Source organism: Vibrio sp. VGrn 2 (assembly GCF_009361695.1).
GTDB lineage: Bacteria > Pseudomonadota > Gammaproteobacteria > Enterobacterales > Vibrionaceae > Vibrio > Vibrio diabolicus.
This window is the reverse complement of sequence record NZ_RBWD01000007.1, coordinates 1-16,163: the sequence shown is the minus strand read 5'-3', so window position 1 is coordinate 16,163 and position 16,163 is coordinate 1. Positions and strand designations below refer to the sequence as shown.

The 16,163-nt window shown below is 44.3% G+C and carries 9 protein-coding genes; 7 read left to right on the top strand and 2 right to left on the bottom strand.

Features of this window, described 5'->3' with window-relative positions; translation table 11 throughout:
• Nucleotides 1-89: 89 nt before the first annotated feature.
• On the bottom strand, nucleotides 90-2,060 hold the full coding sequence (gene glgX / locus D8S93_RS13030) for a glycogen debranching protein GlgX (RefSeq protein ID WP_152813577.1): 1,971 nt from the start codon (nucleotides 2,058-2,060) through the stop codon (nucleotides 90-92).
• Nucleotides 2,061-2,506: 446 nt separating this feature from the next.
• Here glgX and lamB point away from each other — a divergent pair, with 446 nt between their 5' ends.
• The 5 genes from lamB (at nucleotide 2,507) to D8S93_RS13005 (ending at nucleotide 9,075) form a co-directional block, all read left to right on the top strand.
• Nucleotides 2,507-3,727, top strand: coding sequence for a maltoporin LamB (lamB, locus tag D8S93_RS13025; RefSeq protein ID WP_193621610.1), 1,221 nt, complete (start codon nucleotides 2,507-2,509; stop codon nucleotides 3,725-3,727).
• Between the two features lie 156 nt (nucleotides 3,728-3,883).
• Nucleotides 3,884-4,714, top strand: a complete 831-nt coding sequence (locus D8S93_RS13020) for a MalM family protein (RefSeq protein ID WP_124008128.1) — start codon at nucleotides 3,884-3,886, stop codon at nucleotides 4,712-4,714.
• 302 nt (nucleotides 4,715-5,016) lie between these two features.
• Entirely contained in the window at nucleotides 5,017-5,394 is a 378-nt protein-coding gene (locus D8S93_RS13015) for a glycosidase (protein ID WP_152813573.1), read from the top strand.
• Nucleotides 5,395-5,514: 120 nt separating this feature from the next.
• Complete coding sequence (locus tag D8S93_RS13010; protein WP_152813571.1) at nucleotides 5,515-7,128, top strand: alpha-amylase family glycosyl hydrolase; 1,614 nt, start codon at nucleotides 5,515-5,517, stop codon at nucleotides 7,126-7,128.
• Nucleotides 7,129-7,458: 330 nt separating this feature from the next.
• Entirely contained in the window at nucleotides 7,459-9,075 is a 1,617-nt protein-coding gene (locus tag D8S93_RS13005) for an endonuclease (protein WP_152813569.1), read from the top strand.
• A 99-nt stretch (nucleotides 9,076-9,174) separates the two neighbouring features.
• On the opposite strand, the gene pulA is transcribed toward D8S93_RS13005, so the two are convergent.
• Nucleotides 9,175-13,164: a pullulanase-type alpha-1,6-glucosidase gene (pulA, locus tag D8S93_RS13000; RefSeq protein WP_319802995.1), complete on the bottom strand. Its 3,990-nt coding sequence runs from the start codon at nucleotides 13,162-13,164 to the stop codon at nucleotides 9,175-9,177.
• Between the two features lie 546 nt (nucleotides 13,165-13,710).
• Between pulA and D8S93_RS12995 the strand changes: the two genes are divergently transcribed.
• Complete coding sequence (locus D8S93_RS12995; RefSeq protein WP_152813566.1) at nucleotides 13,711-14,907, top strand: tetratricopeptide repeat protein; 1,197 nt, start codon at nucleotides 13,711-13,713, stop codon at nucleotides 14,905-14,907.
• A gap of 540 nt (nucleotides 14,908-15,447) precedes the next feature.
• A complete protein-coding gene (locus D8S93_RS12990; RefSeq protein ID WP_031780583.1) occupies nucleotides 15,448-15,894 on the top strand; it encodes a helix-turn-helix transcriptional regulator in 447 nt (148 codons plus the stop codon).
• Nucleotides 15,895-16,163 lie beyond the last annotated feature (269 nt).

Sequence of the window (16,163 nt, the reverse complement as noted above, 5' to 3'; positions counted from 1 at the left end):
CTTACAACACTAAATGGACCCGAAGTCGTTAACGGACTTCGGGTCTTTTACTATTAAAGTCGTGTATATAAGCTTTCAGGGCTATTGCTCTATGATTGCTCCAATTTCGGCTGGTAATGCAAAATCACCATCGAAGTAGGTGATAGCAAAACCTCGCCTTCAGCATGCCCTGGGTTGAGGTTACGTACGTTTGTGTCGCAGATCGTTACCCATTCTTGCTTTCGCTCATTAGGGAGCTTAAAGCGCGCTGTAGCGTTAGTTTGGTTGATGAGATAGACCAGCTCTTGTCCTTCTTTACCGATGCCAAGGTGAAGTGCGACAGAGCTTAAACGGTTCCAATCATCATGCTCCATTAAGCGACCGTCTGTTCGGCGCCAGAAAATGCGGTTGTTATTGCGGTTTTCGCCACTGAAAGCTCGGATAAATGGCACCATGTATTGATTTCGGTTGGCGACCATTTGTGACATCCACGTTTTGAAATGTTGCTTACGCTCTGTTTCTCCCCAGTTAAGCCAACTGGTTTCGTTATCTTGGCAATAGGCATTATTGTTACCGCCTTGGGTGTGAGACAGCACGTCAGCAGTGAGGATGTGTGGGATTCCAAAAGCAAACAGCAAGCTGGCAATAAGGTTGCGTTTTTGCTTCTCACGCGTGGCGATGATCATCAGGTTTTCCGTCTCGCCTTCGACACCGTAGTTTTCTGAGCGATTGTCACCGTGGCCGTCGCGATTTTCTTCGCCATTAGCTTCATTATGTTTGTGCTTGTAAGACACTAAATCTTGCAGTGTGAAGCCATCGTGATACGTGATGTAATTTACGGTGAGTTTGTATGGCCAGTTCGCTGCACTATAAATGTCACGAGAGCCCATTAATCGAGTGGCAAACTCTTTTAAATAGCCTTGATCACCGCGCCAAAAACTGCGGGAAATATCACGCAGTTTGTCATTACATTCGTTCCAACCAAATGGAAAGTTACCCACTTGGTAGCCATTTGGACCAATATCCCAAGGTTCGGCAATCAATTTAGTTTCACGCAAAATTGGGTCTTGCGCGACGGCTTTAAAGAAAGCTGCTTCAGGGTTGTAATCATCGCCTTGACGCCCTAACGTTGCGGCTAAGTCGAAACGAAAACCATCGACTTTAAATTCGCTAACCCAGTAGCGCAATGTATCCATTACAAGATTTAAAGCGGGTTGATAGGTGAGATCGACCGTGTTTCCGCAGCCAGTGTAATTTGCGAAGTGGTTGCCATGTTTGATGTAAAAACGGGAATCGAGCGCTTTCAGGTTGAAAATTGTAGGTCCTTCTCCCCCCTCTGCGGTGTGGTTGTAAACTACGTCGAGAATCACTTCGATGCCGTTTTTGTGCAGTTCTCGAATCGTTGTTTTGAGCTCTGTGACGGCGTCTTTTTCTGCGTAGCGCGGATCGGGCACCATAAAGAGATAAGGGTTGTATCCCCAATAATTGACCTTTTCCATCTCTAGTAGGTGAGGCTCATGCATACACGCTGCGACAGGTAGCAATTGCAGCGTGTTGATGTTTTGCTGTTCATAAAAGGCCAGCATTTTAGGTGATGCAAGACCTAAATAGCGCCCCTTCAGCTTGTCCTCAACTTCTGGGTGAAGTTGGGTAAGCCCTTTGACGTGTGTCTCAAACAACACCATCTCTTCTCTTGGTATACGCGGATGATCCGTATCTTGCCAGTCAAAATTATCTTCGATAACGATGCACTTCGGCATATCGAAACTTTTGGCTGGAGAGTAGGGAGGGTGGTAGTGGAGGGCTTTATCAATTGACTTTGCGTAAGGGTCAGAAATTAATAGTGGCTCTTCCTTGTGGGAGACAAGGTAACCGTATTTTTGCCCCGGCTTAATATCAGGAATAAAAGTATGACGTATGCCAGCGTATTCATTCGGTAAATCATGAAGCACGTAACTGCCATCGTCTGCAAACAGGGCGAGTTTTATGTCTTTATTCCCCGGAGCGTGAATAGAGAAGTTACAACCTTCTTTATTTAAAGTTGCACCCAAGGGGTAAGGGCGAGAGAGAAGTCGTGTCATCGGAGATACTTTATTTAATATTTATTGCTACCTTTAGGAAACTATAAGTTAAAAACTTTGTCTTACTAAGGTCAACCACCCTAAATATAAAAATATTCATGTAATTTAATTACTTTATGTGACGGCTTAGAGTCAAAAATATGAAATGGCTATCACTTTGTAGCGGCTCAAAACCGAATAAACTTACTAATTCCTCCCTAGATTGGTGATCTGACTCGAAAAAACACCATTCGGTAAATTTTCTACTCCCTTCTCATCCCCCCTAAATTAGTTTGGGGCGGAGGAAGTCATCCTTGTACGCCTCGGGTAATCTCATAACTGTTGAAACAAACGGGGATTCGTTCCCATCTTACCTCTCTTTCTTTAGGTGTGTTTTTACTGCCTATATTCACCTAAAAGAGTGAGCAGGGAAGACAGAATTATAAATACCCTTAATGGAGTTAAGAATGAAAAAAGTAAGTGTAATTGCTGCTGCTGTGGCTGCAACTTTAGCTGCTGGTTCTGCGTTCGCAGTGGACTTTAATGGTTACATGCGTGCTGGTACTGGTATCAGCGGTAATGGTAATGGTGACCTTGCTGTAAACAAATTTGGTATTGGTCGTCTGGGTAACGAAGACGATAACTACTCTGAGTTTGGTTTGGCGGAAGAGTTGAAAATGGGTGACCAGACTTGGCGTATCGAATCTATGATTGCTTCTGGTGCTCCTGGTGCGAATGGCTGGGAAGATGCTGATTTTAACGTTGCTCAGTTTGCTGTAAAAGCTAAAGGTCTGATTGCTTCTGATAAAGACGCAACTATGTGGGCTGGTAAAACTTACTACCAACGTAAAGATATCCACATCACTGATTTCTATTTCCTAAACACTTCTGGTACTGGTGGTGGTATCGAAAACCTCTCAGTAGGCAACCAAAAGCTATCTCTAGCATTGATTCAAGATGGTGAAACTTCAGATTCAACGGGTTACATCTTTGATGCTCGTTTAGCGAACATCGGCCTTTGGGATGATGCTGCTCTTGAGTTGGCTGTTGCTTACAACTTTGCGACAGATTCTAATGATGCAAGTGAAGAAGCGGATGACGGCGTATTGGCGTCTGCGATTATCCATCAAGGTATGAGTAACGGTTTTAACCAAACAGTATTTCAATACGGTACAAATGGTTACGGTGTTCAAGCAGCTAACTTCTGGGGATCAGGTGCTTACTACGCGCGAGGTACAGAGGCATTTAATGATGCATCAGGCTTCCGTTTGATCAACTGGGGTGTAATGAACCTAGCTGAGGACTGGGAAATGGGTCACCAACTTGCTTACCTATCAGGTAGCGACATTGGTGGTCAAGCTGCTGGCGCTTACACAGGTAAAAACTTCGATATTGATCAATATTCTGTAGTTGTTCGTCCTATGTACAAGTGGAACGATACAATGCGTACAGTATTTGAAGCGGGTTACAATGCAGGTGAGCGCATTGCTGAGGGTGGCTTAGCAAAAGAAGATTTCGGTAATGCTAAATTCACAGTTGCTCAAGCTTGGGCAATGGGTGACAGCTTCTGGGCTCGTCCTGAACTACGCGTATATGGCACTTACTTGCTCGATACTGAAAATGATGATGCATTCAATGGTGACGACACAGAATTCGTATTTGGTGTTCAAGCTGAAGCTTGGTGGTAATCGAGTAATCTCTTAGTTATCTAGCTGTCCTAGTCAAATAGCCGACATCTGTCGGCTATTTTTCTAAGGGTTTTCGAAAAGTTAGACGTTTCATTAAAGTCACTCTAAGATGCTTTTGTGCCAAAACCTTTAGAAAAATAACTAGAAGGAAAAAGTATGTACTTCCGTGCCCTCATGTTAAGTGGATGTGTAGCGCTTGCTGGCTGCCAATCCACTGAAGTTATCGAACAAGTTCAAGTTGCTCAAATGCAACAAGTTGACACACTCTCTGAACTTCAATCGGTAAAAATGAAGCTTCCTAGCTCTGCCATTATTGATATCACTGCTCAAAGCCAAGTTCTGAAGTATCAGAATATCGATAGCCGTGTCGCTGTGTTTGAGCTTCCTGCTGATCGTGGTGAGTTTGCTATTAAAATCACAAGTCTAATCGAAGAGACGGCTTTTGTACCAAGAGCAGTTATTGTCGATAAAAATGGTAGAGAGCTCGAAAATTACGATAAAACTGAATTTGAGTACAAAAAACCTCGCCTGCATCTTGGTAATCGCTTGGTTGCCGAAAAAGACTTTTTCCCCCCAACGGGATTAGATTCTGTTTATCTTATTATTTATACAGATAAAGCCGACCTTGGCGGGTTTACCGAAGTGATTCACCCCGCGCGTTTGGACGCTGAGGGGAGAGGTAACTACTTACCAGAAGTAAAAGATATTCCAATTCCTAACAGTGATACAGGTAAGATTGAAGTCTCGATTGACCGTGTGAGTTTCTTCTCAATCGGAACATCAAGTAATGAACCAGCGGCGGCTCCAATTGCGGCTAAGGCGGTTGAATCAGTACAGCCTGAAACACAAACTTACTACCACAACGCAATTAAAGCGGCTGTAAAAGCAGATGATATCCCTAAAGCTCTGAGCTTACTTGATGAAGCAAAAGCGTTAGGAATTGAAGGTGCGCAAGAAGTATTTGTAAAAGCAGTTAATAGTAAATAGATAATTTTAAAAAGTCGGCTAAGATAGTCGGCTTTTTATTACGCATTTAGTTATCTTTTTCACATATTACATTATTCATATTTAAAGTTTATTTTATTTCGAGTCATAATATATGTTCTAATTTAATTAGTGCTTGGTCTAATAAAAATAAGGATATAACGTGAAAGAATTAATTATAAATACAGCATGTACTTTAGCTGCTGTATCTATCTTGTCTGCTTGCTCGTCCACATCATCAGAAAAATACAACCCAAGATGAAGTAAATAATGCGGTTGAATTTACGAGCACGCAGATTGATATTATGACAAATTGTAGTTTGCCGGATTCAGCAGAATCAGGTCCATTGTCTAAAGACATTTTTGTTGTAGGTAGTTTCCCAAATGTAGATTGGAAGCACACTGCCGAGCGCAAGCTTACCTATAAGGGGAACAATGTCTATCAAGTGATTACCGTTGAAGTTTCAGGTAATTATAAAATGCAGTATGCCGCTGAACAATGGAAACCTCAGTTTACTGCCACAGGTAAAAAATTATCGGTAGGAAAATTAAATGAACTGACTTACGGTGGCTACGGTACAGATACAAAACTAGAAATTAAAGAGCCTGGTCAATATCTTTGGAGTTTAGAATTTAAAGATGATGGTTCACCTTATTTAATAATGGTAAATAAGTGCCAATAATATTCCATTCAGTTATTTAAAATCTGTTTTTATTTATTAACCCCTACATTGGAAGTATGTTGGGGTTAATTTTATTACTCAAATGTTTGTAGGTTATTTGAGTAAGTTAGGGAGAATAAAATGCGTAACGTCCGACGTAACCATCGCCTGTATCGATCTCTGCTTGCGTTAAGTGTGATTGGTGCTTTATCTGCGTGTAATTCTTCTGGTGGTGGCGATACTAATAGCAGCACTCCGCTACCAGATACCAGTTATGCTTGCCAAGCCAATGTCATGGCGCAAAGTAACCAACTTCGTACTTATCAAATCATGGTCGAGAGTTTTGTGGATGGCGATGCGAGTATTGGTCACGGTACGGGCTATGGCACCAGTCATCATAATGGCGATTTGCAAGGGGTGATTGATTCACTTGATTACATCCAAGATTTAGGGATGAACGCGATTTGGTTGACGCCGATTTTTGAGTCTGAAGCGATAGCAGGACAAGATCACTGGGCCGATCGTTTGGATGCCACGGGCTATTTTGCGACAGATTACTTTAAGATCGACCCAAAATTTGGTGATTTAGCGACCGCGAAAACCCTAGTTGAAGAAGCACACAAACGTGGTTTGTACGTATTTTTTGATGGCGTATTTGGTCATCACAAAGATGGCTTGATCAAACCCTCACCTTCCGGTTTGCTGCCATCTGGATCAAGCAACCCGGTTGATTATCCGGCCAGTCTTGATTTCTACAAAGAAGTGGCGACGTATTGGATCAAAGAACTCAAAATTGACGGTTGGCGTTTAGATCAAGCCTATCAAGTTCCGACAGACGCTTGGACACAACTTCGTAAAGCTGTCGATGAAGCCTCACAAAGTGTGACGTACACCAATAGCAAAGGTGAACAAGTGAATCCGTTGGGTTACATGGTGGCAGAGATTTGGAAAGGGGAGTCTGAGATCGCGAATGAGGCGTATGGATCGAACAGCGATCCAGCATTGTGCTCTGCATTTGACTTCCCGATGCGCTATCGCATCGTAGAAACACTGGCCGTGAACGAGAGCGGCGTGGGTGGTCGCGGTGCGGATTGGTTAGACAACGGCTACAGCACACACAACCAATATCCAACACATGCGCAGCCGAATTTGATGATCGGCAACCATGATTTAGTGCGCTTTGGTGACTTGTTACAGCGCGGAAACTTGGCGGATGTGAATGATGCAGAATATTGGTTACGCCATAAAGCCGCGTTTGCTTTCCAAGCGGCGTACACCGGGCCAATCACGTTGTACTACGGTGATGAAATCGGGGATCAAGTGGATGGTTTTGCCGCAAAAGAAGACAACAGCACCTGTGCCATTCAAGGTTTGTGCGATGATCATGTTGCGCGCAGCAGTGCGAAAATTGAAGGCGTGACGGCGACGCTTGATGCAAACCAAGCCGATCTCAAAGCTTATGTGACATCGCTGATGACAATGCGCGATGCGCACCCAGCATTGTATCAGGGGTCACGCATGAATTTAGTTGCGAGTAACGGCAGTTATGTGGACTTGAAACAATCTGGTACAGACAAAGTCTTGTTTGCGCTAAATACCTTAGAGAGCGCGAGAACCGTCACTCTTACTCAGGAGAGTGTTGGTACTGGTGAGTTGGTGGATTTGCTCACGAATGAAAAAATTACTCCGAGCAATGGTCAATATCAGATTCTGATGTCGCCACTACAAGGACGATTCTTTGCGGTAAAACCTTAAGGAATTATCCAGAATTGATGCTCACCAGTTGAGCTGACCACAAGCTTTCTTATACACAAGCCAAGTGTTGTTGCTGACCCCCATAGGCGCACACTTGGCTTTTTTCCGTCCGTTTTACTTTTCCCTTAATGGTTTTCCAACGATGTAGCCAACAGGTTGCTTCGCTTTTTGCATTGGTGTTTGTTTTCGGCTGGTAGATATTTGTGAGATAAGCTGCACATTAAAAAGTAAATTAACACTTGTGCACGTAAAAATGTGACTGAAGGATTACTTATGCCCCACTAATATGTTTATCGTGTTTGGGATTTACATAACTAATGGAAAAGTATAATGAAATCCATAACGAAACCCCTCTGTCTTCTTGCTGTTATTAGCTCTCCGCTTGCATATAGCCAAATTCTCAATGGTGACTTTGAACAGTGGAATGGCAGTGCGCCTACGCAGTGGTCAGTGATTGACGCTGGCATCGCGGTGTCGCCAAGCAGCGAACAAATCAAATCGGGCGGCCTAGCTGCTCAAGTCGTCGTGAATACAGGTACCCAAAGCAACACTGACCTTTTGCAAACCATTAATGTGGAGCAAGGGAAAACCTATCCGTTTTCTGTCTCGGTTTATCATACCGAAGGAAATGTAAAAGCACGTCTGGTGGTTGATGGTTATCACAATTACTCGAACCCACAACAGATAAACCAGTGGCAAGAGCTGGCGCATAACTATACTGCGAGTTCGAACAAGACCATCAATGTCGGGTTGCGTTTTTATGATGAGGCCGGTTTTGACGGCTCAGAAGTTGTCTACGTCGATAATTTTCAACCGACCGAGACAAGTACACAACCTCCTGTAGAAAGTTGTAGTGATCATGAAGTGCTTCTTACACTCACGACGGACAACTATGGCTCAGAAACTAGCTGGGAGTTGAAAAATAGCCAAGCGCAAGTGCTTTTCTCTGGTCAGGGGTATGAGTCGTCAACCACTGTTGAAAAGACCATGTGTTTAGCCGATGGTAACTACCAATTTACGATTCAAGACAGCTATGGCGACGGCATTTGCTGTGGCAATGGTTCGGGGTCTTACGCGTTGAAGGTGGGGGATAATACGCTTGCCTCTGGCGATGAATTTGCGAAAAGCGAAACCACCGACTTTACGTTAGGTGACTCAACCACGAGCCCACCAGTGGTTGATGGCTACTACCAAGCGGCGTCTGGCAAGACGGGCTACGCTCTAAAAACGGCGCTGTTTAACATCATCAACAACCACACTAGCCGAGGTTATTCTGCGGTGTGGACCTTGGTAAAAGATGCTGATATTGATCGCTATTACGAAAATGATGGCTCTATTCTCGATATGTATTCAGAGAAACCTGCGGGCAGTGATGCTATCAGCTTCACGAAAGTGACAGACCAATGTGGTCAATATAGCCAAGAAGGGGATTGCTACAACCGTGAACACTCGTTCCCGAAAAGCTGGTTTGGCGGCAAAGTTGAACCGATGAACTCCGATGGTCATCATTTGTTTGCGACCGATGGCTATGTGAACGCGAAGCGCAGTAACTGGCCATTTGGTGAAGTTGCCACCGCGACGTACGTGTCTAGTAATGGTTCTAAACTTGGTCAAGCAAGTACTAGCCTAGGTTATTCCGGTACGGTGTTTGAGCCAATCGATGAGTTCAAAGGCGATTTTGCTCGTGCCTATTTCTACATGGCAACCCGCTATGAAAATGTTGTAGGTAACTGGGAAGGTAACTCAAGTAATGCGGATGCTGTCCTTGATGGTTCAAGTTCAACGGTTTTTGAACCTTGGATGTTAAACATGCTGAAACGTTGGCACAAAAATGATCCCGTTAGTGAAAAAGAACAAAACCGCAATCAACAAGTGTTTGAGTTTCAGGGCAATCGTAATCCATTCATTGATCATCCTGAGTTTGTTGAACAGATTTGGGGAAACTAATACCTTCTTGATTTTGGTATCCACCATTTAGTGACGCCAACAAAACAAAGGGGAAGCGTGATGCTTCCCCTTTTTCATTACGGATGTTTTTAAATGAAACTAGTTTTTCGTTACCGTCACGATTGGCGCCGACTTGTCAGCCGCGTTGAAGTGGAAGTTGTAATTTCCCGCTTCTGCAATCGCAATTTTGAGGTTTGCACTACCGCCACCGACTTCCATCGTTAGCGCTTTACCAAGCTCAACACTGCCTTCGCCACCGAAGTTGGTGTCTGCTGCCCAGTCTGCGCTCGCAACTTTCATCTCGTAGTTGCCCGCCGCTAGGTCAATGTCTAGCGAGTAAACGTCATTTGCTACATAGCTGAACTTCGCAGTGGAGTCTTGCGCTGGAGTATCCCATGTGGTGATAGTGCCACGTAGGTAAAGTGCTGTTTCACCGAACGTTGGTGCATCTGCTGACTTCGTCACTGAAACGACAGGTTTTTCTACGCTTTCATCTTGAACATGTAACGCGTTCAGAGTGAAGTTGTACTTACCAGTTTCAGCGACAGACAACGTACAATTTCCCGCAGAGCCTAAGTCTAGTGAGCCAGAAGCCAAATCCGCAGCATCACAACCGATGTTTGGATTTGCCCATCCTGAATCCGCAAATTTGAACTCGTGTTCACCAGCTTCAAGAACGCCAGTTACAGAGTACATGCCATTGCCAATAAAGGTCATCGCCCAGTCACTGCTATCTGACCACTCGTTCATGGTGCCTTTGACGTAAACCACAGTTTCGCCGTAAGGAGGAATGCTCGATACGTCTTTATTGTCCGTGTTTACTGGTAGGCCTGCACCTTGCGCGCCGTCTTGTGGCTGTACGAATACCGCTGTTGTCAGTGCTGGTACTGTGAACGTTTCATTGGCGAAGCTTGCACCTTTCACGATGTCATCCGCAGAGTTTTGTTGAACTTCATGCAGCTCGAAACCAGTTGCGCCAGCAACTTTGAAAGATTTCTCAGTTGATGTTGAGTTCACAACGGCCACGACAGCATCGTAGTTCGAATCTAAATCGGCACCTGCTGATGTGCCATCGTCGATAGACATCACAATCAAGCCTTCCACTTGGTCTTGGCCCACGTTGCGGAAATCAACACGATTCATCACTTCTTGCGCGGTGTCTAAGCGGAACAGTTCGCTTGTACTGCGGATTTTTAGTAGCTCTAGGAATTGTTGCTTCGTCAGCTCGATGTCCGTTGAGTCTGGTTTCGCCGTGCTGTCACCGACGATGGTTTTGATCAACTCCCAGTTTGCACCGTCTTTGTCTTCACGTGGTAGACCAACGTTCCAGTTATTGTCGCTTCCATCGAAGAATACACGGTTGAACCAGTCACCAGAATCGTACGAGTCACGCTGCATTGACTTAGATCGCAATAGCTCAGAACCCATGTGAATGAACGGAATACCTTGACCTAGCATCACCGTTGATAGTGATACAGACTGCATTCGTGCTCGCTCAGCAGATGAAGTGCCTGTCGCAATCTTGTAAGCGTTGTTGTCCCACAGCGTTTGGTTATCGTGCTTAGACACGTAGGAAATGTTCTCTGATGGCACTTTTGTGTAGCCTGCTGGAACACCATTGTAATCAACATTCTTACCAAGTTTGGTTTCGCCTTTGTAATCCAGAAGGACGTAGTCAGCTAAGTTACCAGCCATACCTAGACGAACTAGATCTTGGTTGTGTAGGCGGCCATTCACAGATTCTGCATCAGTTTTAGTTTCTTCGTTCGGGTAAGCGGCGTTACCAAAGCCTTGGTTGAAGCGAAGTGGGTGCTTACCTTCAGAATCTACACCGCCATCAAACGGGCTTCCGCCACGAACTGCGTCACGCAGACGATCAGAGAAAGTACCGATTTCTGTCCCCGCCATGTTGACTTGTGTCGCTTGATCGAAGCGAGCGTTTTGCGCAACTTCACCGAAGTCCCAGCCTTCGCCGTAGAACAAAGTATTCGGATCAATTTCACGGACTTTTTCAAGTGCGTAGACCATGACATCTTTCGGCTGGTGGCCCATAAGGTCAAAACGGAAACCATCGACTTTATAGTCATCCGCCCACACCATCAATGAGTCAACCATCAGTTTACCCATCATTAGGTTCTCGGTTGCGGTGTTATCACAACAGGTTGAGTTTTCTACGCCGCCAGTGTTGACGTTTAGGCGGTGGTAGTACCCAGGGACAATTTTATCCAGTACTGATTTTTCGTTCACACCAGATGCATTTGTGTGGTTGTACACGACGTCCATGACCAGTTTCAGATCCATTTTATGCGTCGCTTGAACCATTTCGCGGAACTCAAGAATACGTTTAGAACCGTTAGGATCGGTCGCATAACTGCCTTCTGGCACGGTGTAGTGGTATGGGTCGTAACCCCAGTTGAAGCTGTCTAGCATGCGAAGGTCGTTCATCAACGCTTGTGCTTTGCCCGTTGTTGGGTCGTAGCTGTTTAATACCTCTTCAATCACTTTGCCGTCATCTTCGGTCTCACAAATGGAGGCTTCTGGCTTGATGCCACAAAGTTTACCCACGGTGTCGGTGATATCGACTCGTTTGTCAGCGTCTTCATCCACGGTTGCAATATCAAATGCTGGCAGGATATGCAGCGTTGTTAGGCCTGCATCTTTTAAGGCTTGTAAGTGAGAAACAGACTCACGCTCAGGTTCTGTAAGGGCAAGATATTTGCCATCAAGACTTGGCGTGCCTTTGCTGTCATTAAAGCTGAAATCACGAATGTGTGACTCGTAAAGGACATGGTCTTCGTCTTTTTTAACCGTTGGGCGCGCGTAGTTTTTCCAATCTTGAGGCATTAAGCTTGGATCATCTAAATCAACCACTTGCGAGTATCGTGAATTCTTAGACAAGCTCATTGAATATGGGTCTGTTACCAAACGCGTTTCAACGACCCCAGTTGTAGGGTGGTACACCTTAACTTGGTAGCGATAGTATTTGTTAACAACATTACTTTGTGCCTCAGAAGCCCAGATACCTGTTGCTGGATCTTCTGTCATTGCAACGGTAGCTTCTTCCGCTAAGTTTTCATCGTAGATTATCAGATCAACATCTTGAGCAGTTGGCGCCCATAGCTTGAAGGTTGCAGCACCGCCTTCCACAATCGCGCCGAGTTCTTGACCAATCGCGTTACCTGCCTTGGAATCGGCAAACACCGCATCCAAAACGCCTGGCTTTTGCACTTCAGTTGCAGAAATGACGTCACCATTTGCGTTGTAAGCTACCATAACGATTTGTGACTTCAGGATCGTACGTAGGGTCGCGTCATCGACATCAATGCCTGCAGCTTGGAGGCTAGAAAGGTGACGGAAGCGTGATTTCAGACCATCAGATAAATCACCTGCTTTCGTCAACTCAACCGCCGTGCCACCGGAGATTTGCTTGTCTTCATCCATTTTAATGTCGTTGCTGAGGCTGTAGAACAGCTTCATGGAATCCGCATTGGCCGCCGCTTCCCACGCGATGGTGTTGGCATCTAGCCAATGCGCTTTTTGACCATCAATATCAACAGGGCGTTCTTCGATTGGCTCGTAGTAAAGCTCACTGCTGCCGTGGAAGCCAAACAACCCTTTAGATTCGCCGATTTTCGTCAGCTCCACTTTTGAGTTTGCACTGCCGAATGCTTTCTCATCACCTTTGTGCAGAATGAAGTTCATGCATTCGTGTGGGTCAGAGGCATCTGGGTTCACTTTCAGTACGTAGTAAGCACCGTAGGTGTCGTTGATGCCATCGAATGGATGCGGTGCCGACCAATCCGTTCCTGTGCCAGGAATGCCCATTGCGTCTAAATCTGTGCTGGTACAGCCCTCACCGTTCCACAGGTGCAAGCCCCAACCTTCGTAGTCGCTGGCCGTTGAAGCGGACGCCACATCGCGTTTGTAATAAATGACGACCTCGTTCTCTCCCGCAGGGTACAAGCCTGAGTCTGGGTTCGTCGTATCTTCGTTCGTGCTATCACTACCACAACCGCTGATGACTGCGACGGAAATCAAAGGCAGTACGGTTTTGGCAATTGTTGATAATTTAAATGTCTTATTGTCCACGTTTACAAATCCATTGTTATTGAATTGATATTGAGCTGCGCGCTGCCTTCGCTGACTCAGTCATCAAGAAGGTTTCGCACACGCTAGAAAGGCAGATGCCGAAAAAGGAAATGTTCAACTAGATGCTAATACACTGAATCATCAGCAAAATGTGAGAGCAGGCAGTTAAGTTTTTTACAAGTGAAAATTTTCTGTCACAGTCGATTTTGTTCACAAATTAAATAATAAAACAGACGCATAGTGAGAGCTTCTGCACATCATTAAAATGTAAATTTTTATAGGAGGAGCAAGGGGGGATGATAGGGGAGGAGAATATCTCAGCCCCAAAACCGTGATTAAGTTCTATAAAAATCACAGTGATATTTTTCAATTAAAAATAAGTTGCAGTGATATTGCATAAAATACCGCCATTAAGTCTTGGCAAGCTTCAGATTTTCGCTAAGTGGTCGTTATATAATGAAGGTAGTCGGCGTTATGTCGGCGCGTAATCTTAAGATTTCCCTGAGAGGGAGATGAATTGGGCCCTGAAACCAAAAGAGGCTATTTATGAGTAGTATGGGCATTGCCATTGCGGCAACTGGCCTTTCACTCGTCCTGATATTTGTGTGGATGATCTCGTTGTCGATGCGGAAACAGAGACTCGAGGCAGAGAGGAAAGCTCGCGAAGCCGCTTATCGAAAGGCGATGCAAAAAGCGCGAGAGCAAGAGCGTAAAGAGCGTGAGTTCAAAGCAGAAACCGGGCATATCCCCACCATTTTATTTCTAGCGAAAGAAGCTGAGAAGGACAACATTCGTCAAGCGCTGTATTGGTATGATAAAGCCGCTAAGTTGGACAACGTGACGGGAATGTACGGTATTGTTCGTTTGAGTGAGCGCATGCGTGAAGATGTGATTTTAAAAGAGCAGGCAAACTTTTGGCGTACCGCCATTGCCGGAATGGAAGGGGATACCGAAGCGAAATTTGCGACAGGCAAAGCGTTGGTTTTTGGTCGCGGAACGGAAAAAAATATTCCCAAAGGTAACCAACTGATTGAAACCGCAGCCGAGGAAGGCTGCATTGATGCCATGCTATATATGGGTGAGTGGCAACTTTCACCAGACAATAGTGCAGGACGCAGTGCAGATGCGCTTTATTGGTTTATGAAAGCGGCTGAAAAAGACAGTGCGGACGGAAAGATCCAAGTTGGCTTATGTTACCTAAATGGTGTTGGTACAGAAAAAAGCATGGTCAAAGGCTGCTATTGGCTTGAAAGAGCCGCAGAAGGTGGTAGCGCCGAGGCGATGTATCATGCTGGCGAAGCGTGGAAGGACAAAGGTAAAATAGGCAATGCGATTGCTTATGTTTGGTTGTTTCTTGCTGCCAATATGGGGTATCAGCCAGCGCGTACGTTGCGTGACGAAGTGGCGACCAATATTGGTGTTGACGTCGTCGTTGGATTGCAATCTATAGCGAAACCGTTGCAAAGAAAGCTGGCGTCAGGGATGGTAAGAAAGCATTCCATTATTCGGGCGCTGAACAAGGTGTACAAACGCGAAGTGTACTTTCCTGCAGAGGAGGAGCTTAACGCGGTGCTGAGTGACGAAAATAAAGACGATGCTAACGCATGGGATGAAGCATCGGCGCCGAACTTCCAGCCTGACATGACGACCGCAACGACGGAAGGGCAGACAACCACATCGTCTACCGAAAAAAAGCTCTCTAAAGAGGCGCTCGATTTCACGCAGAATTTCCTTCAACCATAATTTATCTTATCCATAAGCCTCATAATTGAGGCTTTTCTTTTGCCTTTCTGTCTCAGTATCTCTGTCGATCACAATTACAGAGTGTAAACTTATCTAAGCGATTTATTTACTGGATTGCATACTATTTATTCGATTTTTCAACACATTTTTAGTACTTCGCTAAGGTGGGATATGTTTATCTTCAAATAGAGGGATTTCCCTCTTTATCTACTTCTCCTGTTGGGCTCAAATCAAGTCTCTTCAATTGATAGTAATAATGATTGAAGAGCAATACTTGATGCCCAGAGTAATAGGTGAATAGTATTCATTACTTTATCTAATAATGTAAATTAAAAATTGTATTATAAATCTTAAATTGTGTTTTTATATTTAGGCATGGATTATTGATTTTATAATTAATTAGGCGCAAGATGACGTACAAAATAAAATAGCATAGATAATATGCAGAATTACACTAGGAAGTAACTTTTTCATTACATGTTTCAGCAGAAATGGAGCGAATTAGTTTGCTCTGTTTTTATTTCTATTAGAGATTTGTGTATGTTGAGAATCATTAGTGCAGATAAATTCATCTCTTCAAGATTTATCTTAGAGTACAGTAAGGCTGAGTTCGCTTCTTTATTAGGCGTTTCCGTTGCTAAGATAAGTAATATTGAAAGTGGAAAATCTTCAATCCCCCCGGTGTACGATTACGCCATTAATTATTTACTTAGTGAGCATCCTTTTAAAGATAGTGCTGTTGACGCTTTATGCTCTCACGAAACGTTAAACTTTGCTCGGCGTATTGACGTCAACACCAAAGTAAAGCGCCTGTCCTGCAAGCGCTGCGATAGCCGAAGGCTGCACGTTATGGCAGGAATGAGTGGGTTGTATTTTGTTGAGTGTATGGATTGTAAACATACCATGTACTCGTCAGGCATGTCTGTAAAGCGTTATCAGCAATGGTCGAATGGTGGAGTCAAGCTAGATAGTCATTTATTCAATTAAGTTGTTTTTTCTTTATATCCAAAGTAAAGAGCCATCAATACATGTGTTGATGGCTCTTTTATTATGCGTTTAAATTTGGTTAAAAGTGGAGTGTTTTAAACTGCAATAATATAATTTAACTTATTATATAGTGATGGAAATCTCAAAACTTTATTTTCTTATAATAACCTTCTTTTTAATAATGGTCGTTGTCACATAATTATTGAAGGTTCTTTCCTTTTAGGTGCGTTTCAATATCATTGAGATAGAAACTGGAAAGTGATGAAAGT

Excerpts from the sequence above, each read along its gene's own strand:
- D8S93_RS13020 (WP_124008128.1), top strand. The coding sequence starts at position 3,884 with ATGTACTTCCGTGCCCTCATGTTAAGTGGATGTGTAGCGCTTGCTGGC.
- glgX (WP_152813577.1), bottom strand. The coding sequence starts at position 2,060 with ATGACACGACTTCTCTCTCGCCCTTACCCCTTGGGTGCAACTTTAAAT.
- D8S93_RS12990 (WP_031780583.1), top strand. The coding sequence starts at position 15,448 with ATGTTGAGAATCATTAGTGCAGATAAATTCATCTCTTCAAGATTTATC.
- D8S93_RS13015 (WP_152813573.1), top strand. The coding sequence starts at position 5,017 with ATGACAAATTGTAGTTTGCCGGATTCAGCAGAATCAGGTCCATTGTCT.
- D8S93_RS12995 (WP_152813566.1), top strand. The coding sequence starts at position 13,711 with ATGAGTAGTATGGGCATTGCCATTGCGGCAACTGGCCTTTCACTCGTC.
- D8S93_RS13010 (WP_152813571.1), top strand. The coding sequence starts at position 5,515 with ATGCGTAACGTCCGACGTAACCATCGCCTGTATCGATCTCTGCTTGCG.
- D8S93_RS13005 (WP_152813569.1), top strand. The coding sequence starts at position 7,459 with ATGAAATCCATAACGAAACCCCTCTGTCTTCTTGCTGTTATTAGCTCT.
- lamB (WP_193621610.1), top strand. The coding sequence starts at position 2,507 with ATGAAAAAAGTAAGTGTAATTGCTGCTGCTGTGGCTGCAACTTTAGCT.